The sequence below is a fragment of the Corallococcus interemptor genome (genome assembly GCF_003668875.1).
In the GTDB taxonomy this organism is placed as follows: domain Bacteria; phylum Myxococcota; class Myxococcia; order Myxococcales; family Myxococcaceae; genus Corallococcus; species Corallococcus interemptor.
This window is the reverse complement of record NZ_RAWM01000028.1, coordinates 1-20,988: the sequence shown is the minus strand read 5'-3', so window position 1 is coordinate 20,988 and position 20,988 is coordinate 1. Positions and strand designations below refer to the sequence as shown.

Annotated in this window: 17 protein-coding genes; 9 read left to right on the top strand and 8 right to left on the bottom strand. The window is 71.8% G+C overall.

The genetic code is table 11. The features are described from left to right. The first annotated feature begins 1 nt into the window (after position 1). Positions 2-562, top strand: coding sequence for a peroxiredoxin (locus D7X96_RS13100; RefSeq protein ID WP_120550875.1), 561 nt, complete (start codon positions 2-4; stop codon positions 560-562). Between the two features lie 223 nt (positions 563-785). Beyond that, on the top strand, positions 786-1,847 hold the full coding sequence (locus D7X96_RS13095; RefSeq protein ID WP_120550876.1) for a CgeB family protein: 1,062 nt from the start codon (positions 786-788) through the stop codon (positions 1,845-1,847). 3 nt (positions 1,848-1,850) lie between these two features. Here D7X96_RS13095 and D7X96_RS13090 read toward each other — a convergent pair whose 3' ends face one another. Together D7X96_RS13090 and D7X96_RS13085 are read right to left on the bottom strand one after the other, a co-directional pair. Then, positions 1,851-5,408 (bottom strand): hypothetical protein, encoded by a 3,558-nt coding sequence (locus tag D7X96_RS13090; protein ID WP_121769856.1) that lies wholly within the window; start codon positions 5,406-5,408, stop codon positions 1,851-1,853. Between the two features lie 57 nt (positions 5,409-5,465). After that, positions 5,466-7,577 carry a chloride channel protein gene (locus D7X96_RS13085; RefSeq protein WP_233610069.1) on the bottom strand — a complete coding sequence of 704 codons (2,112 nt, stop codon included), beginning with the start codon at positions 7,575-7,577 and terminating at the stop codon, positions 5,466-5,468. A gap of 177 nt (positions 7,578-7,754) precedes the next feature. Between D7X96_RS13085 and D7X96_RS13080 the strand changes: the two genes are divergently transcribed. Continuing rightward, positions 7,755-8,195 (top strand): peroxiredoxin, encoded by a 441-nt coding sequence (locus D7X96_RS13080; protein ID WP_120550879.1) that lies wholly within the window; start codon positions 7,755-7,757, stop codon positions 8,193-8,195. Between the two features lie 14 nt (positions 8,196-8,209). Here D7X96_RS13080 and D7X96_RS13075 read toward each other — a convergent pair whose 3' ends face one another. The 3 genes from D7X96_RS13075 to D7X96_RS13065 all read right to left on the bottom strand — a co-directional run bounded on the left by D7X96_RS13075 (position 8,210) and on the right by D7X96_RS13065 (position 11,066). After that, positions 8,210-8,992: a DUF1109 family protein gene (locus D7X96_RS13075; RefSeq protein ID WP_120550880.1), complete on the bottom strand. Its 783-nt coding sequence runs from the start codon at positions 8,990-8,992 to the stop codon at positions 8,210-8,212. Beyond that, a complete protein-coding gene (locus D7X96_RS13070) occupies positions 8,989-9,516 on the bottom strand; it encodes an RNA polymerase sigma factor (RefSeq protein WP_120550881.1) in 528 nt (175 codons plus the stop codon). The genes D7X96_RS13075 and D7X96_RS13070 overlap by 4 nt, the downstream gene beginning before the upstream one ends. 122 nt (positions 9,517-9,638) lie before the next feature. Next, positions 9,639-11,066, bottom strand: coding sequence for a site-2 protease family protein (locus D7X96_RS13065; protein ID WP_120550882.1), 1,428 nt, complete (start codon positions 11,064-11,066; stop codon positions 9,639-9,641). 97 nt (positions 11,067-11,163) lie between these two features. Between D7X96_RS13065 and dusB the strand changes: the two genes are divergently transcribed. Then, positions 11,164-12,177 carry a tRNA dihydrouridine synthase DusB gene (dusB, locus tag D7X96_RS13060; protein WP_121769855.1) on the top strand — a complete coding sequence of 338 codons (1,014 nt, stop codon included), beginning with the start codon at positions 11,164-11,166 and terminating at the stop codon, positions 12,175-12,177. Here the strand turns inward: dusB and D7X96_RS13055 are convergent. Beyond that, complete coding sequence (locus tag D7X96_RS13055; RefSeq protein WP_120550884.1) at positions 12,156-13,463, bottom strand: glycoside hydrolase family 1 protein; 1,308 nt, start codon at positions 13,461-13,463, stop codon at positions 12,156-12,158. The two genes, dusB and D7X96_RS13055, sit on opposite strands and share 22 nt — an antisense overlap. Before the next feature lie 347 nt (positions 13,464-13,810). On the opposite strand from D7X96_RS13055, the gene D7X96_RS13050 reads away from it, so the two are divergent. The 4 genes from D7X96_RS13050 (at position 13,811) to pyk (ending at position 18,096) form a co-directional block, all read left to right on the top strand. Continuing rightward, positions 13,811-14,017 carry an excinuclease ABC subunit A gene (locus D7X96_RS13050; protein WP_120550885.1) on the top strand — a complete coding sequence of 69 codons (207 nt, stop codon included), beginning with the start codon at positions 13,811-13,813 and terminating at the stop codon, positions 14,015-14,017. A gap of 120 nt (positions 14,018-14,137) precedes the next feature. Then, entirely contained in the window at positions 14,138-15,598 is a 1,461-nt protein-coding gene (locus D7X96_RS13045) for an NFACT RNA binding domain-containing protein (protein WP_121769854.1), read from the top strand. A 152-nt stretch (positions 15,599-15,750) separates the two neighbouring features. Further along, positions 15,751-16,566: a hypothetical protein gene (locus tag D7X96_RS13040; protein WP_121724596.1), complete on the top strand. Its 816-nt coding sequence runs from the start codon at positions 15,751-15,753 to the stop codon at positions 16,564-16,566. 99 nt (positions 16,567-16,665) lie between these two features. After that, positions 16,666-18,096 carry a pyruvate kinase gene (gene pyk / locus D7X96_RS13035; RefSeq protein WP_120550887.1) on the top strand — a complete coding sequence of 477 codons (1,431 nt, stop codon included), beginning with the start codon at positions 16,666-16,668 and terminating at the stop codon, positions 18,094-18,096. A 9-nt stretch (positions 18,097-18,105) separates the two neighbouring features. Here pyk and D7X96_RS13030 read toward each other — a convergent pair whose 3' ends face one another. After that, positions 18,106-19,614, bottom strand: a complete 1,509-nt coding sequence (locus D7X96_RS13030) for an HD family phosphohydrolase (protein WP_120550888.1) — start codon at positions 19,612-19,614, stop codon at positions 18,106-18,108. Positions 19,615-19,787: 173 nt separating this feature from the next. Between D7X96_RS13030 and rpe the strand changes: the two genes are divergently transcribed. Beyond that, positions 19,788-20,447 (top strand): ribulose-phosphate 3-epimerase, encoded by a 660-nt coding sequence (gene rpe, locus D7X96_RS13025; protein ID WP_121725713.1) that lies wholly within the window; start codon positions 19,788-19,790, stop codon positions 20,445-20,447. A 1-nt stretch (position 20,448) separates the two neighbouring features. Here rpe and D7X96_RS13020 read toward each other — a convergent pair whose 3' ends face one another. Continuing rightward, entirely contained in the window at positions 20,449-20,847 is a 399-nt protein-coding gene (locus tag D7X96_RS13020; RefSeq protein ID WP_121769853.1) for a response regulator, read from the bottom strand. Positions 20,848-20,988 lie beyond the last annotated feature (141 nt).

Sequence of the window (20,988 nt, the reverse complement as noted above, 5' to 3'; positions counted from 1 at the left end):
CATGCTCAACTCCCTGCTCGTCGTCGGATGGCTCAGCGCAGCGATTCCCCAGGTCGGTGAGACCGCGCCGGACTTCACGGTGAAGGACACCGCGGGAACGACCTACACGCTGTCGGAGATGGTGAAGAAGGGGCCCGTCATCGTGGCCTTCTTCCCCAAGGCGTTCACCAGCGGCTGCACGAAGGAGCTGACCGCGTACCGTGACCGCTACAAGGACATCGAGCAGGCGCAGGGCCAGGTGCTGGCCTTCTCCACGGACGACGCGGAGACGCTGACGCGCTTCAAGGCGGAGCTGAAGGCGCCCTTCGTGTTCATCCCGGACCCGGACGGCAAGGTGGTGGGCGCGTACGACGTGAAGATGCCGGTGGTGACGGTGTCCAAGCGCTACACGTTCGTCGTGGGCGAGGACCGCAAGGTGCTCAAGGTGAGCGAGGGCAAGGACGCCATCGACGTCTCGGGCGCCATCGCCGCGTGTCCCCTGCGCAAGGGCGCAGCCGCGAAGCCCGCGGCGGCTCCGGCGGGCACCACGCCCCCGACGCAGGCCGCGCCCGCGACGAAGTAGCAGGGGCTCGGACACGGGCCCCTGGCCCGAGGGACAGGGGCACGGTCCACTCGCGGACGCCGGCGTGGCACGCGCGGGCGGGAGGCCGGCCGCGCCGTTGAGGAGTTCACGCGGCACGAAGCCCGCTGGCTTGTCCGCCCGGCGCCGGGCGCGATAGCCCTGGGGCGTGCCGCGCGTGGAGCTTCCTCCCTCCGCCGGGCGGGGGGCGTGGAGGCCCGAGCGGATGGACATCGTCTTCCTGGGCCCCGCGTGCCGGGCCAACGCCGGGTCGTGGGCGGACACGGCTCCCACGCAGCTCGCGCAGGCGCTGAGGCGGCGCGGACACGCGGTCCTCTTCCTGGAGCACTCAGGCCCCCCGCGGGAAGAGGCGCGGGCTGTCACGCCGTACCTGGACCTGGCGGACCTGCACGCGCGCTTCCATTCGAAGGTGCGCCGCGCGGACCTGGTGCTGGTGGACGCGGACGTGCCGCAGGTCACGGACGTGAGCCGCTGGGTCACGAACACGGCGGGCGGGCTCACCGTCTTCTGGGACCGGGACACGCCCCGGACGCTGGCGCGGCACGCCCTGCGAGAGGACCCCGGCTGCATGACGCCGGAGCTGTTCATGGGCTACCGGCTCTATCTCTGCTCCAGTGGAGGCCCGGTGCCCCGTCAGCTGGAGCGCGAATGGGGCGTGGCCCGGGCGCGCGTGTTCCTGCCCGGAGTGGACGCGGAGCACTTCGCGCCCGGAGGCGGGAGGACGCGCTGGGACCTGGGGCACGCCGGGCCGTTGTCGCCGGAGCGGCGGGGGCTCTTGAAGCAGTGGCTGCTGGGCGCCGCGAGAGGCTGGCCCGAGGGGCGCTTCGTCCTCGCGGGGACGTTGTCGGCGGTGGATGACGCCTGGCCCGCGAACGTGGCGAGGCACGCGCCGCCGCCGCTCCAGGAGCACGCTGGCTTCATCGGAGCGCAGCGCTTCACGCTGGCCCTCTCCCAGGCGCGGCACACGCCAGGCACGGACCTGTTCGAGGCCGCGGCCTGTGGAGCGGCGCTCCTCTGCGACCCGTGGCCGGGCCTGGAGGACGTCTTCGCGCTGGGTGACGAGGTGATGATCGCCCGCACGGACCAGGACGTGCTGCGCTGCCTGCGTGAGATGCCGGAAGCAGACCGGCACCAGCTGGGCATGCGGGCCCGGGCCCGCGTCCTGGCCGAGCACACCGTGGCCCACCGGGCGCTGCAACTGGAGCAATACGCGAGCGAAGCGGAGCGCGGAGCCGCGTGGAGGGCTCCGGCCCGCTCGCTGAGCTGAGCGTCACTCCTGGGGCTTCACCATCTCCCGGGGCGGGAACACGAACTGCGCGGCGCCGGCCACCAGCGGTGAGTCATCCCGCTGGAACATGGCGAGCGCCTCCAGCCGGTTCTCCGTCCAGCCACGTCCATCCGCCGCGTCGCGCACCAGGCAGTGCAGGGCCACACGCCGCGCCTCCGGACTGGGGCTGTGCGCCAGGTGCGAGCCCACCTCCTCCAGCGCCTCCACCGGCAGGTTCGACACCGCCACCTGGGCCGCCATCAGCGCGTCCGCGTGCAGCCAGCCCTGCTGTCCCATCGCGTCCAGGTGGAGCGCGAAGTCAGGCGGCGCCAGGGCCACCGCCGCGCAGCGCACGCGCAGCGTCGCCAGGCACGGGTCCTTCGTGAGCAGCCCCCCCGTCACCAGTCCATGCACCGCCTGCAGGGGCACGGGCCGCATCTGCCGCCGCGGCTGCAGCAGCGCATCCATCGCGATGCTCAGCGCGCGCCGGTCCGGCGCCACCGCCTCCAGCATCCGCTCGAACAGCGGCACGTCGCGCTCGTCGGTCCGGTACACCAGGGCCCCCATCGCCGCGCGCACCTCGTCGTCATAGGGCGAGGCCAGCCGCGCGCCACAGGCGGAGAGGAACACCCGCTCCCGGTCCTTCACGGACAGCCACATCGCGCGCCGCAGCAGGTCGATGCGCGCATCCGGCTCCGGCCGCGCCAGCACCTTCGCGAGCAGCGCGGACAGCCGCGCGTCCAGCGCCTCCGTCAGCCGGTCCGCGGGGATGTCCCCCACGCGCGACGCCATGATGGCGTCCTCGCCGGCGACGGCGCGCTCGAACACCGCCCACGTGGGCTCGCGGTCCAGGTGGTCCCACAGCGCGCGCAACAGCGCGATGCGCACGTCGCGGTGCAGCGGCTTCGCGTCCAGCTCCAGCAGCCGCTCATAGCCCGCGTCCGAGCGCAGCTCGCCCAGCAGGCGCACCACCTCCTTGGCCACCGTGACCTTGGTCAGCGGCACCTCCGCCAGCAGCGACAGCACCCGCGTGACGGGCATGCCGTTGAACGCGCGCCGCAGGCCGTAGATGGCGATGCGCGCGCGCGAATCCTCCAGGGCCGCGAGCAGCGTGGGCACGCCCTGGCCCTGGTCGCACCGCGCCATCACCCGCAGGGCCCGCTCCTGCACCGCGGGCCGCTTGTCGTTCGCCAGCGCGAGCAGCGCGTCCATGGGCGCCCAGTCCAGCGCCGCCATCCGCGTCACCGCCGCCAGCAGCGTGGGCGTGTCCCGCTCCAGGTCCTCGCACAGCCGCGCGAGCGCGCGCGCATACGCCCCGTTCTGTTCCGGCGTCCACCGGAAGAACCCCGAGTCGAACGGCAAGATCCAATGCGTCGCCCCCGTGGCGAACTGGCCGGTGATGACCGGCGCGTTCAGGTACGGCGCCAGCAGGTCCTGCCGGCGCCGGTGCAGGAACTCGCGCACCACGGGGATGGCGATGGCGCTCTCGTCCTTCTTGAGCAGGGCGGGGAGGATGCGGTCGAAGTCCTTCACCGCGCGGTAGCGCAGCACCCACAGCGCGTTGCCGGACGGCTTGCCCAGCCGCAGCGCCACGCGCTCCAGCTCCTCCACCAGCTCCCGGTGCAGGGGCAGCCCGCGCTTCTCCGTATGCGCCAGCGCCACGACCTCCTCGTCCCAGCCCCGGTCCCGCCAGCGGCGCAGCGTGGCCGCGAGCGTGGACTCGAAGCGCGGCCGGTCCTCGCGCGACAGCCACTGGGTCAGCGCCAGCGCCAGCCGCTTGTCCGGCCCCGTGTCGCGCACGGAGACGAGCCAGTCCGGCAGGCCCGGCACCAGCGCCGCGCGCTTGCCCAGGCTCGCCGCCAGCTGGAGCAGGGGACCGCCGCGCTCACGCTCCGCCCAGCTCTTCGCCAGCGCCAGCAGGTACGGCGCGGCCCGGCGCACCTCGTCGTCCGTCAACCGGTGGCCCAGCCCGCCGTCCTGGATGCTCCCGCGCTCCTTGAGGAAGGTGCCCAGCCACTGCGCGCCCCACGCGGGATCCGCGCCGAAGGCCCGCACCAGCAGCCGCTCCGCGGACTGCGCCGTCGCCATGGACAGGTCCGCCGCGTCCAGCGCGTCGCGCAGCATCCGCCCCAGGGCCTCGGTGTGCTCGGCGCGCCACATGCGCCGGGGCCACGAGGCCAGCGCCTGCAGCATCACCCCGCGCACCGGGTCCTGTTCGTTCTTCCGGGCCAGCACCGCCGCCAGCGCGGGCGCCACCCACGCGGGCTCGTCCGGGCGCAGGCCGGGCAGCGCCAGCAGGGCGCCCAGTCCCTCGCCGCGCATGGCCGCGTCCGGGTGACCCAGCGCGCCCTTCAGCACGCCCAGCGCCTCATCCCAGGGCAGGAAGCGCGCATAGGCGATGCGCTTCTCGGCGCGGGTGCCCAGCTGCACCACCTCGTGCAGGTGCCGGCGCGCCTCACGCTCGCGCAGGTCCACCGGCAGGTGCCGCACGTACTCCGGAGCGATGACGCCGTCGCTGGTGCGGGCCCCCACGGTCCAGCGCGAGTAGACACTCTCGCGCAGGGCCGGGTCCGCGATGCGGGCGATGAGCGGCGTGCCCCACGCGGGCGCGCGCTCCACGGACGTGGCCCAGGCCTCGGTGAGCGTCTGGCGCAGCGGCTCCGTCAGCTCCTTCAGCGCGTCCTCCGCGCGGCCCAGCAGCGTCGGGTCGCGCAGGACGGCCCACGTCAGGGTTTCGGCATCCAGCGCCGCCAGGGACTTCGCGAACAGCAGGTGCGGGAGGAACGCGGGGGGATGCCGCCGCACGAGCGCCACCAGCCGCACGGGGCGATGCCGCGCCAGCGTCCGCAAGGCGTATTCGTCCGGCGGGATGCCCCGCTCCAGCAGCACGGCCAGCAGCGACTCCGCGAGGTCCGGCGCCCGCTCCGCCAGCCACCCCATGCCCCAGGCCAGGTGCTGCCGCGTGACGGGGTCCGGCTCGCCCTTCACCGAGCGCAGCTGCTCCAGCAGCACCTCGCCCAGCACCTGGGGCGCATGCCGCGCCAGCCGTGCCCAGAACCGCTGGCTGGGGCGCTCCATCGCCCGGGCCAGGTGCCGGCGCAGGCTGGCCTCGGTGGCCAGGGGCACCGTGTCCGCGAAGGTGACGTGCTCACCTCGCGCCGCCAGCCCGTCCAGGAACGCGTCGATGACGGCGTGCCGCTTGCGCTTGCGCAGCTGGTGGATGACGGTCTGCTCGCGGCGCATCCCGTGCGCCATGCGCAGCGCCTCCAGCGCCTGCGCGTCGTCACAGGCCAGCGACACCAGCTCGAAGGCCAGCGCGCGCACGCGGAAGGACTCGTCCGCGGTGGCCTTCAGCACCGCCGCGCCATCCCGGCGCGTGAACTGGGCCGCCAGGGCCAGCCGCCGCTCGGAGGCGTCCCCCCGGGCCAGCGCGTCCAGCAGCGCCTGCGCCTGCGGGTCCGTCCGGGCCCTGCGTCCCAGGTCCACCATCCGCCGCACCCGGGCATCGTGGAACGTGGAGGACAGCTCGGCGCGCAGGGAGGACAGGGCGGGGTCGGACATGGCGCCCAAGGATGCCCGCTCCCCGGGTTTCCTGACAGGCCCAGCCCTCCCGGGGGTTCAGTGCGTCGCCTCCGTGGGCGTGACGGGGTAGTTCCCCGTGTTGTGCGCGCGCGTGTGCTGCGCGAAGAGGAAGCGCCGGACGGCGGCGCGGGTGATGAGCCCGCAGGGGGACAGCCCCAGCACGGGCGCCACCGGCAGCGCGTCCACGTCCTCCAGGTCCATCACCTGGAGCGCATGCGCCAGGTCCGAGTCCGGCGCCAGCGCGGGCAGCTTGCGCGCCAGGTCGCTGGCCACCAGCAGCGGGTACATGGACTCGTCGCGCCACACCTCGCGCAGCTGCTCGACGTGCACCGTGCCGTAGAGGTTGCCCTGCGTGTCCAGCACCGGCAGCGTGCCGGCCTCGGCCGTGAGCAGCTGGTCCGTCAGCGCGCGCAGCGGCGTGCCCGCGGACACCGCCGGCACCTCCGTCATCAGGGCCCGCACGTGCGTGGCCGCCAGCAGGTCCTCGTCGCTCTGCACCTTGGGCGCCGTGCGCTCCGTGAGGAAGTGGCACACCGCGGACGCGATGGTGCACGTCACCATCAGCGGCAGGATGATTTCGTGGCTGCCGCTCAGCTCGTACAGCATCATCATGCCGGTGAGCGGACCGCGCGTGAGCGCCGCCACCGCGCCGCCCATGCCCACGATGGCGTACGCGCCGCTGGGGCCCGTGGCATGCGGGAAGAAGTAGTGCACCAGCGTGCCGAACGCGCCGCCCGCCATGGCGCCAATCAGCGCCGCCGGGAAGAACGTGCCGCCTGAACCGCCCGAGCCGATGGTGAGCGCCGTGGCCACGAGCTTCAGCACGCACGCCGTCAGCAGGAAGAAGAAGGGCAGCTGCCCGGCCGCCGCCAGGTTGATGTAGTCGTTGCCGCTGCCCCACACCGTGGGGCTCAGGAACACGAGCACGCCCGTGCACAGGCCGCCCAGCGCCGCGCGCACCGGCAGCGGCTTCTTGCCCAGCCACGGGGACAGCTTCCCGCCCATGCCGCCATGGAAGAAGTGCTCCACCCCGTGCAGCAGCTTCACGAACGCGAACGCCAGCAGCCCGCACCCGATGCCCAGCGCCGCGTACGCGAACACCTCCGAGCCGCTGACCAGCTCGTAGTTCACCCGGTTGAGCAGGGGCGCTTCGTCCAGCACGCCGCGGCTCACCAGCGTGCCCGCCACGCTCGCCAGGATGATGGGGGAGAACACCCGCAGCTCGAACTCGCGCAGGATGATCTCCATCGCGAACACCGCGCCCGCGATGGGGGCGTTGAAGGACGCGGAGATGCCCGCGCCCGCGCCGCACGCCAGCAGGATGGACAGCTCCTTGCGGCTGAAGCCCAGCACCCGCCCCACGCTGGACGCGAACGCCGCGCCGCCATAGACGATGGGGCCCTCGCGGCCCGCGGAGCCGCCGCTGCCAATGGTGATGGCGGACGCAATCAGCTTGAGCAACCCCCGGTCCGCCGGCACCACGTTGGCGCCGCTCTTCACCGCGCGCACCACCTCCGGAAGGCCGTGGCCGTGCGTCTCCGGCCGGTCACGCAAAAGCCGCCCCACCGCCAGGCCGCCCACCGTGGGCGCGATCAGGATGAGCCACCAGGGCAGGTGCGGCAGCGCGGAAGCCAGGTTGTGCGCGTGGCCGAACACGGCGTTCACGGCCGCCAGGCCCACGAGCGGGTAGTAGAGCGACAGCGCGCCCAGCGTCAGCAGGGCCAAGAGGCGCAGCCGGCGCTTCACCTCGTCACGAGGGCCGCCCGGGTCAATCACCCGCGCCAGCAGGAGCGCGCCCAGCGCCAGCGGCACGCCCACCAGCGCGTATTCCAGGTGCCAGCGCGCGGAGGCGAGCGACTCCATCAACGTGCGCAGCCGCTGCGGCTTCAGCGCCGCCGCCAGCTCCGCGGCGCTGAACGTGATGCCGCTCATCACGCCAATGAGGTTGGAGAAGATGCCTGCGGCCAGACCGCTGTAGAGCCCCACCACCGCGCCCGCGATGGGCAACACCGAGGGGGTCGGCAGGCGGATGCGGTTGGACGCGCCCAGCAGGAAGTAGATGAGACGGGAAAGGTGCTGCCGCGCCCAGAGCGTGAGCGCGGCCATCCGCTGCGATGAAGCAGGCGGAGGTTCGTCGGAGGTGTTCATTTGGTGCACCTACTAAACGGAGGTGGCCGGTGGGTTTCAAGCCTCTTGAAGCTGTCCACACCCGGGCGCCGTCCGGCTGCACTCCACTCCACACATCGTCCGAGCGCTGCTCGGCCGCACGCACCGGGAGCGTGCTACGACGCCCCCGGTTTCCACCCCATGAAGGAGGCATCGCACATGCTCAAGCAGGGAGACGTGGCGCCGGAGTTCACCGTGCAGGACTCGGAGGGGAAGACGCACCGGCTGTCGGACTACCGGGGCAAGAACGTGGTGCTCTGGTTCTACCCGAAGGCGGACACCCCCGGATGCACCGCGGAGGGCTGCTCCTTCCGCGACCACAAGACCCAGTACGAGGCCAAGGGCACCGTCATCCTGGGCATCAGCTTCGACACGCCGGCGGAGAACCAGGCCTTCTCCCAGAAGTTCGGCTTCAACTTCCCGCTCCTGTGCGACGTGGACCGCAAGGTGGGGCTGGCCTACGGGGCCGCGGATGACGCCTCGGCCCCCAACGCGCGCCGCGTGGGCGTGGTCATCGGGCCGGACGGCCGCATCAAGGAGTGGCACGCGAAGGTGGACGCGCGCGCCTTCCCCCAGGAAGCGCTGTCGCGGCTCCAGTAAGGCGCCAGAGCCCTTCAGGGCGCGTAGGAGCGGGACGGCAGGCGTGAGCGGACGAGCACCGCCACGCCCGCCAGCGCGAACCACGGCAGCACGTGGCCCAGCATCAGGTGACCCGCGGAGCCGTCCGGACAGTGCACGTGCAGCACCAGCAGGCTCACCCCCGCGGAGGACAGCCCCGCCGCCAGCGCCCGCACGGGCTGGAAGGCGGAGCGGCACAGCAGCACGAGCACCAGGGCCAGCGGCACCACCGACAGCGCCACCTCCGCGCCCATGCACCCCAGGGTGCCCGCGAGGAACGGCCGAACCTGCACCCCCGAGCGCCCGAACACCTGCGCCAGCGCCACGGCGAGCGCGCCCACGGCCACCAGTGAGAGGGGCCAGGTGCGCTGCCTGGGGGCCAGGGCCACCAGGGCGCCGCCGCCCACGCTGACGACGATGAGCAGCGCCACCAGCGCCACGGCGAACGGCGACGCGGAGTTGAGCAGCATCCCGTGCCGGCCCACCACGAGCAGGCCCACCACGCCCACGCCCAGGTAGGTGGCCAGGAGCACCGCCACCTCCCTCCACCACGGCGTGGGCAGGGGCTGGGCGGCCAGCTCCGTCAGCGACTGGCGCCGCGTCTCCTCCAGCTTCGCTTCATTGATGGGGGCGGGGGGCGGCGCGGAGGCGGGGGGCGCCAGGACCTGGAAGCCCTCCAGGAGCGCGCGGCAGTCCGCGCACCCGGCCGCGTGCGACGCCAGGTCCGCGGGCAACGGGCCGTCCATGCAGTCCAGGACGCGTTCGCACTCGGGCGTCATCGCGACGTCTCCTCTTGAAGGGGGGCGAGCAGCTCACGCAGCCGCGCGTAGCCCCGGTGGGCGCGGACCTTCACCGCGCTCTCGGTGAGGCCCAGGGCCTCTGCGATTTCAGCGAAGCCCATGCCCTCGAAGCGGTGCATGAGGATGGGCAGCCGCTGGCCTTCGGGAAGCTGCGCCAGGGCGCGCTGCACCGCGCGCTCCAGGCCCGCGTCGCGCGGCTCCGGCGTGTCCGCCACGGCGGTGAGGGGCAATTCGCCCTCCGGCGTGAGGTCCTCCGGCCGGCGGTGGCGGCGCGCATGGTCCCGCGCGGCGTTGGTGGCGATGGCGTACAGCCACGGACGGACGCGGGCGCCGGCCTGATAGCGGCCGCGCGCGCGCACCAGGGACAGGAAGGTGAGCTGCGCCAGGTCCTCGGCGGTGGCGGGGCTGCCGGTGAGGCGCGCCAGGTAGCCCTGCACGGGGCGCGCATACCGCTGGAAGAGCGCGTCGAACGCCTGCGCGTCTCCCTGGCAGAACCGCTCCATCAGCCCCTCGTCCGAGTCGCCGGAAACTCCTGATGATGCCGGCATGTCCCCGGTACGCACGGGCGCGGCGGACGGTTTCACGGGAGGGGACGAAGGGCTCACGGGTCGGGCCCGGACTTCTATCAGGTGGACGCCGCCGGCCGCAGCCGCGCCAGCCACGCCTCGAAGGCGGGGTGGCCGTGCAGGTGCGCCAGGTCCTCGTCGGAGGCGGCATAGGCCGCGTCCTGGAAGCCCAGCTCCTCCGCCCGCTGGAGCAGCCGCACCGAGTCCGTCACATTGCCCGCGCGAGCGAAGGCGCACGCCGCGTCGTACGCGATGCCCGGGTCCGGGGCGTGCTTCAGGGCCGCCTCGCCCACCGCCGCGGCCTCCGAATAGGCGCCCCGGATGAACAGCGCCCGCTCCGCGCACCGGAACGCGGACGCCGGGTCCACGCCGGGCAGCCGCAGGGCCTCGTTCACCTGGCCCAGCCGGATGAGCGCGCCCGCGTACTCGTGCATCACGGTGCGGTCCTGCGACTCACCCCACGCCTGCTTCCAGTAGCCCACCGCGCGGGCGTCGTCGCCCACCAGGGAGAACGCCGCCGCCACCGCGTGCATCTCCACCGGCTGGCCCTGCACCTGGGAGAAGTGGTCCAGCGCGGGCCGCCCGTGGCCCTGCTTCAGCGCCACCCAGCCCAGCAGGTAATGGGTCCGGCTGATGAGCCCCGCGGACAGCCCCTCCGTCTCCAGCACCCGGTTGCCCAGCCGCCACGCGTCGTCCAGCCGGTCCTCGCGCAGGGCCTGCTGCGCCTCGCGCAGACCCTGGGCGTTGGGCCCCTCCTCCTCCTTCGCCTCGCTGCGCGCGCGCATCACGTCCGCCAGCACGCGGAAGGCCTGGTAGCCGAACATGGCGAAGAGGATGCCCATGAACAGGGCCCCGCTCTTGATGCTGAGCAGCACCACGCCCACGCACAGCCCCAGCGCCAGCACGTGCGACACGATGAAGCCCCGCCGCCCGAACATCCGCGTCGCCAGCGCCGTGCTGATGTGCCCGCCATCCAGGGGAGGCACCGGCAGCAGGTTCAGCACCGCCCACACCATGTTGGCGAAGAAGAAGTTGCCCAGGAAGAAGTCGGCGACTTCCGAGCGGCCCCGCACCTGCATCAGCACCGCCCAGCACAGGACGCCCAGCGTCAGCCCCGCCAGCGGCCCCGCGAAGCTGCTCACCACGTCCTTGTGCCAGGGCAGGGGCGCGTCCGTGTTGGGCCGGGTGACGCCGCCCATGAACACCAGGTCCACGCTGGGGCGGTAGCCGAAGAAGCGGAAGGCCACCGCGTGCCCCATCTCATGGACGAGCACGGACACGAAGATGATGAACATCCACGCCAGCACGTAGGCCGCCACCGCGCCCATGTGCCCGGGCGCCGCGCGGTCGGCCAGCTGGTCCCCCAGCCACCCGGCACCCGAGTGCCGCCCCGGCACAGGCAGGGACTGGTAGGCGAACACCGCGGAGAAGAGCAGGTGACTCGTGTGGATGTGGACGGGGACGCTCCCGAGCCTGAAACGGAACATGGAGGGGGACCTTAATCGTTGGGTCCCCCCCGCGCAGGGCCGTTCTCATGCCCCGCGCACTTCTGTTTCCCTTACGGGTATAGGGTGTCTTTTACGCATGCTGAAGCTGGGTCCCTACACGCTCCCCAACCCCTACATCCTCGCGCCCATGGCCGGCGTGAGCGAGCGCCCGTTCCGCGTCATCGCCTTCCGGCTGGGCGCGGCCCTCTGCCCCACGGAGCTGGTGAGCGCCCAGGGGCTGATGCGCCAGAACCAGCGCACCCTCAAGTACCTGCGCTACGACCCGCACGTGGAGAAGCCCTACTCGCTGCAGATTTTCGGCGGCGAACCGGAGGCCATGGCCCAGGCCGCGCAGGTGGGCAAGGCCGCGGGCGCGCAGGTCATCGACATCAACATGGGCTGCCCGGTGAAGAAGGTGGTGCGCAACGGCGCCGGCAGCGGCCTGTTGTGCGACGTGCCCCGCGCCGCCGCCATCGTCCGCGCCATCCGGGAGGCCACCGGCCTGCCCGTCACCTGTAAAATCCGCTCGGGCTGGGACGCGCGCACGCTCAACTACCTCCAGGTGGCGGAGGCGCTTCAGGAGGCGGGCTGCGCGGGGCTCGCGCTGCACCCGCGCACGCGGGAGCAGGGCTACTCGGGGCAGGCGAACTGGGCCCACATCGCGGACCTCAAGCGCCACTTCCCGGAGCTGCCCATCATGGGCAACGGGGACGTGAAGACGGTGGCGGACGCCCACCGCATGCTGGACAGCACCGGCTGCGACTTCGTGATGATTGGCCGGGGCGCCCTGGGCAACCCGTGGCTCTTCCGCGAGCTTTCGGGCGGCCCGCCCGCCACCCCCGAGGAGCGCTGCGAGCTGGTGCTGGAGCACGCCCGGGCCCACGCGGAGTTCGTCGGCGACGCGCTGGGGGCGGTGCGCTCCTTCCGCCGGCACCTGGCCTGGTACGCCCATGGCCTCAAGGGCGCGGCGCACTTCCGCTCGGAGGTGAACGGGCTGGACTCACCCCAGGCGGTGGAGGACAGCGTGCGCCGCTTCTTCGCGGGCGCGGACACGGACCCCACGGCACCTCTAGAGGAGCCGGAGGTGGACTACCGCGCGGCGCTGGGCTGAGTGCTGGGAGGAAGCAACACCCGCCCGGTGGCGACCTGCCGGAAGTAGTCGCAGGCCGGGGTGGGGCGGCGCTCCAGCGTGTCGAAGTCGACGTGGTAGAGGCCGAAGCGCGGTCCCCAGCCCTCCAGCCACTCGAAGTTGTCCAGCAGGCTCCAATAGAGGTAGCCCCGCACGTCCACGCCCGCCGCGCGCGCGGCCAGCACCTGCTTCAGGTGCGCGTGGAGGTACTCCGGCCGCACCGTCCCCTTGCGGTCGTCGATGCCGTTCTCCGTCACCCACACCGGCTTGCCGTAGCGCTTCACCTCCTGAAGCAGCTGGAGGAAGCCCTCGGGCCGCTGCTCCCACCCGATGTCGGTGAGCCCGCGTGAGTCCGGGTCGCGGTACTTGAAGTCGATGAAGGGCGGGCGCGGCATGAAGCGCAGGTGCGCGCGCGTGTAGTAGTTGACGCCCACGAACTCCACCGAGTCGCGCGCCCCCTCGATGCGCACGTCCGTGGACGCGACGCCCGGCATGAACACGCGCAGGTGGCCGGAGGACAGCGCCTCGTGGAACGCGTGGTTGTAGGCGGGGGCCGCCAGCCGCACCAGCGAGCGGTCCAGGGGATGCCACCAGCGGTCCGGCGCGAACGCGAGCATGTTCTGGGAGATGCCCAGCTCCACCCGGCCCAGGTGCTGGCCCAGCTCCTCCCGCGCGATGACGTGCGCGCGCACCAGGTTCCCGAGCGCGGCCATCGTCTTCGCCCCGTCCGTGATGCCCGGCGGCATCAGGCCCTGGAGGTAGCCACCCAACAAGAGGACCATCGGTTCGTTGAAGGAGATGACGAGCGCGTCCAGCCCCTCCAGCAGGGGCGCGCACCGGCGCACGTACTGGCGGAAGGCCTCCAGGCTCTCCGGAAGGTGCCACGGCGTGGACGCGTGGAACCACGTGGGGTGGGTGAAGTGATGCAGCGTCACCACCGGCCTCAGGCCCATCGCGCGCAGCTTCAACAGCCGCTCGCGGTAGCCCTCCAGCGCCGCGCCATCGAACCGGCCGCGCTCGGGCTCGATGCGCGCCCACTCCAGCGACAGCCGGAACGCCGTCGCCCCCACCGCCCTCGCCAGGGCGAAGTCCTCTTCGTAGCGGCGCCAGTGGTCCACCGCGAGGCCGCACCTGGCATGGGGCTCCTTCAACTTCCCCTGCCGCTCCCACTGCGCCCAGTCGTTCTCGATGCCGCCCTCCACCTGGTACGCGGACGTGGCGACGCCGAAGGTGAAGGACTCGGGGAAGGTCAGCGCGGCGGAGCTCATGCGGGCGCGCACCGTAGGCCGCCGCCTCCACGACGGGAAGCGACGCGATGCGCGCGCGCCGGATGCACGCCAGCCGACATCCAGACCTGTAGCGCGGACCTTCGAAATGCGTCCGGAGCCGGAAATTCGGCCCCGCACGCGACGCGCCGGAGCCCCGAAATGACCGCCACGAACGGTTCGAAGCGCCCGGAGGCCAAAAATCGGCCTCGCCGCGCACTGCAATACATCACCATGCGTTGACACACTGGCATGTCGCCCGTACCATTCATTTCAAGCACTCACGTTCAGTTCGAAGTGGGTGCAGGGCTCGCGTCCTCGCGGGCCTCAACACTGAACGGAGGATTCCGATGGCCGCGAAGAAGAAGACCGCGAAGAAGGCCGCGACGAAGAAGACCGCGACGAAGAAGACCGCCCGCAAGGCCCCTGCCGCCAAGCGCGGTACGGCCAAGAAGGCCGCCGCGAAGAAGCCGGTCGCCAAGAAGGCCGCGAAGAAGAAGACCGCTTCCCGCCGGAAGGCTGCGACCCCCGCGACCCCGGTCACCCCGGAAGCCTGAAGTAGCGGCGTCATTTCGGACGTCGGTTGACGTCCGGTGAACGGCTCGGCGAAACCCGCCGGGCCGTTTTTCTTTTGCGGGCCAGGGGTTACGTCCTCTCAAGCCTGCCCGGGAGGGGCCATGTCGCTGCGTCCGGTGGAGTTTGGTGAGGTCGTCGCGGAGGCCGCGGCCCGGCTGGTGGGCGCGGTGGCCCAGAAGGCGTGGTGCCCGCTGCCCCGCCTGGCCTACCTGGAGCTGCGCGTCCCCGGCAGATCGGTCGTGCTGTGCCTCTGCGCCGAAGGCGAGCTGTCGCGCCTGTCCGTCGCCGAGGACCGCTTCCCCACGCCGGGCGAGCCCGCCCCCTTCCAGCGCTGGCTGCGCCAGGAGCTCACCGGCTTCAAGCTTCAGGCCGCGCGCTACCTGGAGGAGAGCCGCGCCATCGTCCTGGAGTTCGAGCGCGAGGACGTGCGCCGCCGCCTCGTCCTGGAAGTGGGCGCACCGGGAGGGCTGCTCCTCCTCAGCGACAACCACCGCGTGCTCATGCTCTCCGGTGAGGGCTTCGGTCCCAGGCGCAACCTCTATCCCGGAGCGCAGTGGTCGCCGCCGGAGCCCGTGTCCGCGGAGGCGCTGGCGAAGGGACGCGCCCAGCCCTCGCGCCTGGAGCCGAAGGAAGAAGACGCCCTGCCCAGGCTGCAGGCCGCCGAGCGGGTGCTCGGACAGAAGGACCGCACCAGCCGTGCGGACGCCATCCGCCGCCGGCTCGCGCAGCCGTACCGGGCGCGGCTGAAGCGCTCCTCCCGCACGCTGGAGAAGGTGCGCGCGGAGGCCGGGCGAGGCCCGGAGGCGGAGAAGCACCGCGAGGTGGGCGAGCTGCTCGCGCAGAACCTGCACCGGCTCAAGCGCGGCGCGTCGCAGGTGACGCTCACCTCCTATACGGAGGCGGGCGTGGAGGAGGTCCAGGTGAAGCTGGACCCGAAGCGCACCCCCAAGGAGGAGGCGGACTGGCACTTCCACCAGTACCGGCGCCTCCTGCGCGGCGTGGAGCAGGCCCGCCACCGCGAGGCGGAGCTCGCGCGCGAGGTGGCCCACGCGCGGACGGCGCTCACGCAGATTGAAGCCATGGATGACGCCGCGCTGCTCGCGCAGGTGGACGTGCTCCAGGTGTCCCAGGGCGAAGAGGGCCCCAAGGGGGGGCTGCCCTTCAAGGAGTACGTGGGCCACGGCGGCGCGCGCATCTGGGTGGGGCGCGGCTCGGAGGACAACGACCAGCTCACCTTCAAGCTCGCCCGTCCCTGGCACCTGTGGCTGCACGCGCGCGGCCTGCCGGGCAGCCACGTGGTGGTGCCGCTGGAGAAGAACGCGGAGGTGGCGCAGGAGGTGCTCCTGGACGCGGCGCACCTGGCGCTGCACCACTCCGGGGCCAAGGGCGAGCCGCGCGGCGAGGTGAGCTACCTGCCGGTGAAGTTCGTGCGCAAGCTGAAGGGCGCCGCCCCCGGGCAGGTGACGTATGCCCGGGAGAAGACGTTCGTGGTGCGCATGGAGCCGGAGCGGCTGGAGCGGCTGCTCAAGTCGCGCCATGGCGAACCGGGCGGCCTGCCCTGAAGGACAGGGCCCATGGGACGGATTCAACCCGGGGTGCCACGCGCTGCGTGTGGGCCCGGTCGACAGGCGGACGGGCATCCAGCCCCTGGCCTTGAGGTTCGGGAAGTGCCGGGTACGATGCCCCCCGCGTGACGCCAGAAGCCTTCCGCCAGATGTCCCTGTTCCCGCGCGGCTCGTCCGCGGAACGCGCCGCCACTCCCGCGCAGCGCGCGCCGGAGGGAGAGGCGCCCCTGCCGCCGCGCAACCGCGTCGCGGAGGAAGCCCCTCGCGTCCTCACCGCGTCGCGTGAGGAGCTGTGGACGCGCGCGGAGTCGCTCGCGTGGCGGCTGAGCGCGAACCTGGGCATGCCGGTGCGCCTGGCCGTGACGGACAACCGCTCCACCATGGTGTCCTTCCGCCGAGGCTCGCAGGTGCTCCAGCTGCGGCTGCACCACATGTTCCTGGACGCGCCGGAGGTCATCGTGCGCGCGGTGGCGGACTACGCGGGGCGCGGGCACCGCGGCGCGGGCGCCCTCCTGGACGAGTACATCCGGGGCCAGCAGCCGCTCATCCGCCAGCTGCGCCGGGAATCCGACGCGGAGCTGAATCCGCTGGGCCGCTGCTTCGACCTGCGGGCGCTCTACAACGGCGTCAACGAGCTCTACTTCGACAACGCCATCCAGGCCCGCATCGGCTGGGGCCGCATGCCCCCGCGCCGCCGCCGCAAGTCCATCCGCCTGGGCGTCTACGACCACCAGACGCGTGAGATCCGCATCCACCCCGCGCTGGACAAGCCGGACGTGCCGGCCTTCTTCGTGGAGTTCATCGTCTTCCACGAGATGCTCCACCAGCTGTTCCCCAGCAGCAATCGCACCGGGCGCCGCGTGCACCACCCGCGCGCCTTCCGCGAGCGCGAGCGCACGTACCCGCACTACGCCGCCGCGCTGCGTTGGGAGCGCGAGAACCTGGGCACGCTGCTGCGCGGTTGAGCGCACGCCGAGCGGCCTGGACGTTTACTGGTTTACCTGCTCGGTCGCGCTCCGTGACTCCTTGACCGAAACGCGCTGGAGCCGGATGTTCGGCCTCATATGCGACGAGCAAAGATTGTCTGCACCCTCGGCCCTGCCAGTCAGACCCCGGAGATGTTGGAAGCGCTGCTGGAGGCCGGCATGGACGTGGCCCGGCTCAACTTCTCCCACGGCAGCCACGAGCAGCATCAGGCGAACATCGACATGCTGCGCGCGGCCTCGCTGAAGGTGCGCAAGGCGGTGGGCATCCTGGGCGACCTGCAGGGTCCCAAGATCCGCACCGGCCGCTTCATCACCGGCAGCACGGAGCTGAAGCACGGCGGCACCTTCCACATCACCACCGACGAGACGGTGAAGGGCACGGACGAAATCGTGTCCACCACGTACCCGCACCTGGCGGCGGACGTGAACCCGGGCGACCGCATCCTCCTGGATGACGGCCTCCTGGAGCTGCGCGTCGTGGAGACGGACAAGAAGCAGCTGATCAAAACGGAAGTGGTGCACGGCGGCATCCTGAAGAACAACAAGGGCATCAACCTGCCCGGCGTGGCGGTGCGCGCGGACGCGCTGACGCCCAAGGACCGCGAGGACCTCATCTTCGGCCTCAAGGCGGGCGTGGACTACATCGCGCTGTCCTTCGTGCGTCAGCCCTCCGACCTGGACTCCGCGCGCCAGGCCATGGCGGAGGTGGGCCGCACGGTGCCCATCATCTCCAAGCTGGAGAAGCCGGAGGCCATCGCGCGCCTGGACGCCATCCTCGACAAGACGGACGGCGTGATGGTGGCCCGCGGCGACCTGGGCGTGGAGATTCCCCCCGAAGAGGTGCCGGCCGTCCAGAAGGACATCATCCGGCGCTCCAACCTGCGCGGCCTGCCCGTCATCGTGGCCACGCAGATGCTCAACTCGATGATCGACAACCCGCGCCCCACGCGCGCGGAGGCCAGCGACGTGGCCAACGCCGTCTACGACGGCGCGGACGCGCTGATGCTCTCGGGTGAGACGGCGAGCGGCAAGTTCCCCGTGGACTCCGTGCAGATGATGGAGCGCATCATCCTGGCGGCCGAGTCCTCCTCGCGCTCGCAGCTGCAGCCGCGTGTGATTGAAGCCCCGCTGGGCCTGCCGCTGCACTTCCCGGACGTCATCGCGCGCGTGGCGTGTGAAGCGGCCAAGGCCAGCGGCGCTTCGCTCATCGCGGCCTTCACCCTGTCGGGCGTGACGGCGCGCCTGCTGGCGCACTACCGGCCCACGGTGCCGATTGTGGCGTTCAGCCCGAACCAGGAAGTGCGCCGCCGCCTGTCGCTGCTCTGGGGCGTGGTGCCGCGCGTGCTGGAGCCCATCCAGGAGACGGAGACCATGCTCCGCCGCGTGGAGGAGGAGCTGGTGTCGCGTGGGCTCGCGCGCAGGGGCGACCGCATCGTGGTGGTGTTCGGCGCGCCGGTGGGTCAGCCGGGCAAGATCAACAGCCTGCGGCTGCACACCATCAGCGCCTGATGCCGTGCCCTACGCCGGGCTCTTCTTGAGGGCCCGGCGGGGAATCTCCGCCTCGACGAAGATGGTGAAGAGGTCCTTGTCCAGCTGTCCGGACCCCGCCTCCTTCTTGAGGATGTCCAGCGCGAGCGTGTGCGGCACGGCCTTCTTGTAGGGCCGGTCGCTCGCGGTGAGCGCGTCGTAGATGTCGCAGATGGACATCATGCGGGACTGCACCGGAATCTCCGGGACGGCGCGAGGGTAGCCCGTGCCATCCAGCTTCTCGTGGTGCGCGTACGCAATCTCCGGCACGCGGCGCAGCGCGCGCGTCCACGGAATCTGGGACAGGAAGCGGTACGTGTGCTCGACGTGGCTCTCGATTTCACGGCGCTCCTCCGGGGAGAGGGTGCCGCGCGTGATGGAGAGGGATTGGATCTCCTGGGGCAACAGCAGCGTCTGCCCCTGGTCGTGCGCGTCGGTGAACGTGAGCTTGCCCAATTCCAGAAGCCGCTCGAAGTTGCCCTGGGCCAGCACCGTCGGCTTGTTGCAGGTGAGCAGGAACCCCATCACCTCATCCAGCTGGGCCAGCTCCTGGGCCAGCCGCGCGTCCTCCTCCTGGTGGATGGCGGGCAGCTCGGCCAGGCCGCGCACCTCCACGGCGGACAGCCGGCGCCGGGAGCTCTGCAGCTGCAGGTCCTTGCGGGCCAGCTGGAAGCGGGCGCGCAGCGCGTCCAGCTCATGGGGGTAGAGCTTCTCCGCCTTGACGAGCACGTTCTCGCGCACGCCCACCTTGCCGAAGTCATGCAGGAGTGACGCGTACCGCAGCTCCTGGAGCTCCACGGCGGTGAAGCGCGTCTGGGCATAGCGGCCGGTGGTGTGGTGCTCCAGCGCCTGGGCCAGGGACACGGTGAGGTCCGCGACGCGGCCGGAGTGGCCGGCGGTGGTCGGGTCGCGCGCTTCGATGGCGACGACGGACGCGGAGACGAAGCCCTCGAAGAGGCGGTTGATCTCCTCGTGGAGGAGGGCGTTCTCAATCGCGCCGGCGGCCTGGGCGCCCAGGGCGAGCAGCAGCTCCTCGTCCTCGGCGTCGAACACGCGCCCGCCGCGCTTGTTGAGGGCCTGGATGACGCCCGTCACGTCCCCGTTGGCGTCGCGCATGGGGACGCAGAGGATGGTGTGGGTGCGGTAGCCGCTGGAGACGTCGAAGGAGCTGTTGAAGCGGGGGTCGGCGTAGGCGTCGGGGATGTTGATGACGGCGCCCGTCTGGGCGACCTGGCCGGCGATTCCACTGCCAGAGGGGAGGCGGATCTCGTTCTTGGAGCCCTGGGCCACCTTGCTCCACAACTCATCGCGCTCGCGGTCGAGGATGAAGAGCGAGCACCGGTCCGACTCCACGACCTTGGTGGCCTCATAGAGGATGAGGGGCAGCAGCAGGTCCAGGTCGCGCTCGGCGCTCATCGCCTTGGCGACATCCAGGATGGACGTCAGTTTGGCGAGCCGGCGGGACAGGTTGGGGGCGGCGGGCACGGACTGGGGAAGCACCGGGGCGGGCTCCGTGGGATGCGGCGGATGGCCGCGGGCGCACGAAGTTGTAGCACGCGGGCCGAGTCAGCCGCCCGGCCCCCCCACCTGACAGGTCCACCTGTGTCCGCCAGCCCTCTGTCCTGCCGGGCGGAGGTACCCGGGGCCGGCGGAAGCGGTTATGAAGCGCCGCCATGACCCGCCCCGTCCGCATCTCTCCGTCGCTGCTCTCCTCTGATTTCAGCCGCCTGGGTGAGGAGGTCCGCGCCATCGAGGCCGCCGGCGCGGATTGGATTCACGTGGATGTCATGGATGGCAGGTTTGTGCCCAACATCACGTTGGGGCCGGTCATCGTGGAGGCCATCAAGCGGGTGGCGACGAAGCCGCTGGACGTGCACCTGATGATCGTGGAGCCGGAGAAGTACGTGGAGGCCTTCGCGAAGGCGGGGGCGGACGTGCTGACGGTGCACCAGGAGGCGAGCCCCCACCTTCACCGCACGTTGCAGGCCATCCGCAACGCGGGGTCGAAGCCGGCGGTGGTGTTGAACCCGGGCACGCCGCTGTCGGCGATCGAGGAGGTGCTGGGGGACGTGGACATGGTGCTGTTGATGAGCGTGAACCCGGGGTTCGGGGGGCAGTCGTTCATCGAGTCCACGGTGGACAAGGTCCGCCGGCTGCGCGCGATGTTGGACGCGCGCGGGCTGAAGGACGTGGACATCGAGGTGGACGGCGGCATCAACGCCCAGACGGCGAAGCGCGTGGTGGACGCGGGGGCGACGGTGCTGGTGGCGGGCAGCTACGTGTTTGGCGCGAAGGACTACGCGCAGGCCATCCGGTCGCTGCGGCCCTCGTGAGTCAGGCGGCTTCGGGGGAAGCGGGCGGGCGCACGGCGGCGGCGGCCATCCGGGCGATGCGGGCCATGAAGGTGGGGTCGCACGGCTTCACTTCGTAGTCGTCCGCGCCCAGCTCGAAGCACACGTGGCGGGTGAACTGGTCCTCCACGCCGCTGAGCATGATGACCTTGCAGTCGCGGGTGGTGGGGTCCTTCTTCAGCTGGGCGAGGAGGTCCCGGCCGTCCTGGTGCTGGTTGATGTCCAGGATGATGACCGCGGGCCGGTGCTTGCGGGCCAGCTCCAGCACATGTTCGGAGGTGGTGTCGGACACGCAGACGAGGCCGGAGCGCTTGGCCTCCCGGGCGAGTGCGGACACGACAAGGGGCTCATCATCCGAGATGAGGACAGTGGGAGCAGTCATGGTCCTCTGTGGGGGAACAGGGGCGGATCAACGTGCAACACCTTGGAAGTACAGGAAGGCCCGGATGTTGTGAAGAGGGTGAACATTGTCCCGTCCTGAAGGGTAGGTAGGACAACAGTCGAGGGAGCGGGGGAGGTGGGG

What these genes read in the sequence shown, in the direction of transcription:
- D7X96_RS13100 (WP_120550875.1), top strand. Translation starts at nt 2, where the DNA reads ATGCTCAACTCCCTGCTCGTCGTCGGATGGCTCAGCGCAGCGATTCCC.
- D7X96_RS13095 (WP_120550876.1), top strand. Translation starts at nt 786, where the DNA reads ATGGACATCGTCTTCCTGGGCCCCGCGTGCCGGGCCAACGCCGGGTCG.
- D7X96_RS13090 (WP_121769856.1), bottom strand. Translation starts at nt 5,408, where the DNA reads ATGTCCGACCCCGCCCTGTCCTCCCTGCGCGCCGAGCTGTCCTCCACG.
- D7X96_RS13085 (WP_233610069.1), bottom strand. Translation starts at nt 7,577, where the DNA reads ATGAACACCTCCGACGAACCTCCGCCTGCTTCATCGCAGCGGATGGCC.
- D7X96_RS13080 (WP_120550879.1), top strand. Translation starts at nt 7,755, where the DNA reads ATGCTCAAGCAGGGAGACGTGGCGCCGGAGTTCACCGTGCAGGACTCG.
- D7X96_RS13075 (WP_120550880.1), bottom strand. Translation starts at nt 8,992, where the DNA reads ATGACGCCCGAGTGCGAACGCGTCCTGGACTGCATGGACGGCCCGTTG.
- D7X96_RS13070 (WP_120550881.1), bottom strand. Translation starts at nt 9,516, where the DNA reads ATGGAGCGGTTCTGCCAGGGAGACGCGCAGGCGTTCGACGCGCTCTTC.
- D7X96_RS13065 (WP_120550882.1), bottom strand. Translation starts at nt 11,066, where the DNA reads ATGTTCCGTTTCAGGCTCGGGAGCGTCCCCGTCCACATCCACACGAGT.
- dusB (WP_121769855.1), top strand. Translation starts at nt 11,164, where the DNA reads ATGCTGAAGCTGGGTCCCTACACGCTCCCCAACCCCTACATCCTCGCG.
- D7X96_RS13055 (WP_120550884.1), bottom strand. Translation starts at nt 13,463, where the DNA reads ATGAGCTCCGCCGCGCTGACCTTCCCCGAGTCCTTCACCTTCGGCGTC.
- D7X96_RS13050 (WP_120550885.1), top strand. Translation starts at nt 13,811, where the DNA reads ATGGCCGCGAAGAAGAAGACCGCGAAGAAGGCCGCGACGAAGAAGACC.
- D7X96_RS13045 (WP_121769854.1), top strand. Translation starts at nt 14,138, where the DNA reads ATGTCGCTGCGTCCGGTGGAGTTTGGTGAGGTCGTCGCGGAGGCCGCG.
- D7X96_RS13040 (WP_121724596.1), top strand. Translation starts at nt 15,751, where the DNA reads ATGTCCCTGTTCCCGCGCGGCTCGTCCGCGGAACGCGCCGCCACTCCC.
- pyk (WP_120550887.1), top strand. Translation starts at nt 16,666, where the DNA reads ATGCGACGAGCAAAGATTGTCTGCACCCTCGGCCCTGCCAGTCAGACC.
- rpe (WP_121725713.1), top strand. Translation starts at nt 19,788, where the DNA reads ATGACCCGCCCCGTCCGCATCTCTCCGTCGCTGCTCTCCTCTGATTTC.
- D7X96_RS13020 (WP_121769853.1), bottom strand. Translation starts at nt 20,847, where the DNA reads ATGACTGCTCCCACTGTCCTCATCTCGGATGATGAGCCCCTTGTCGTG.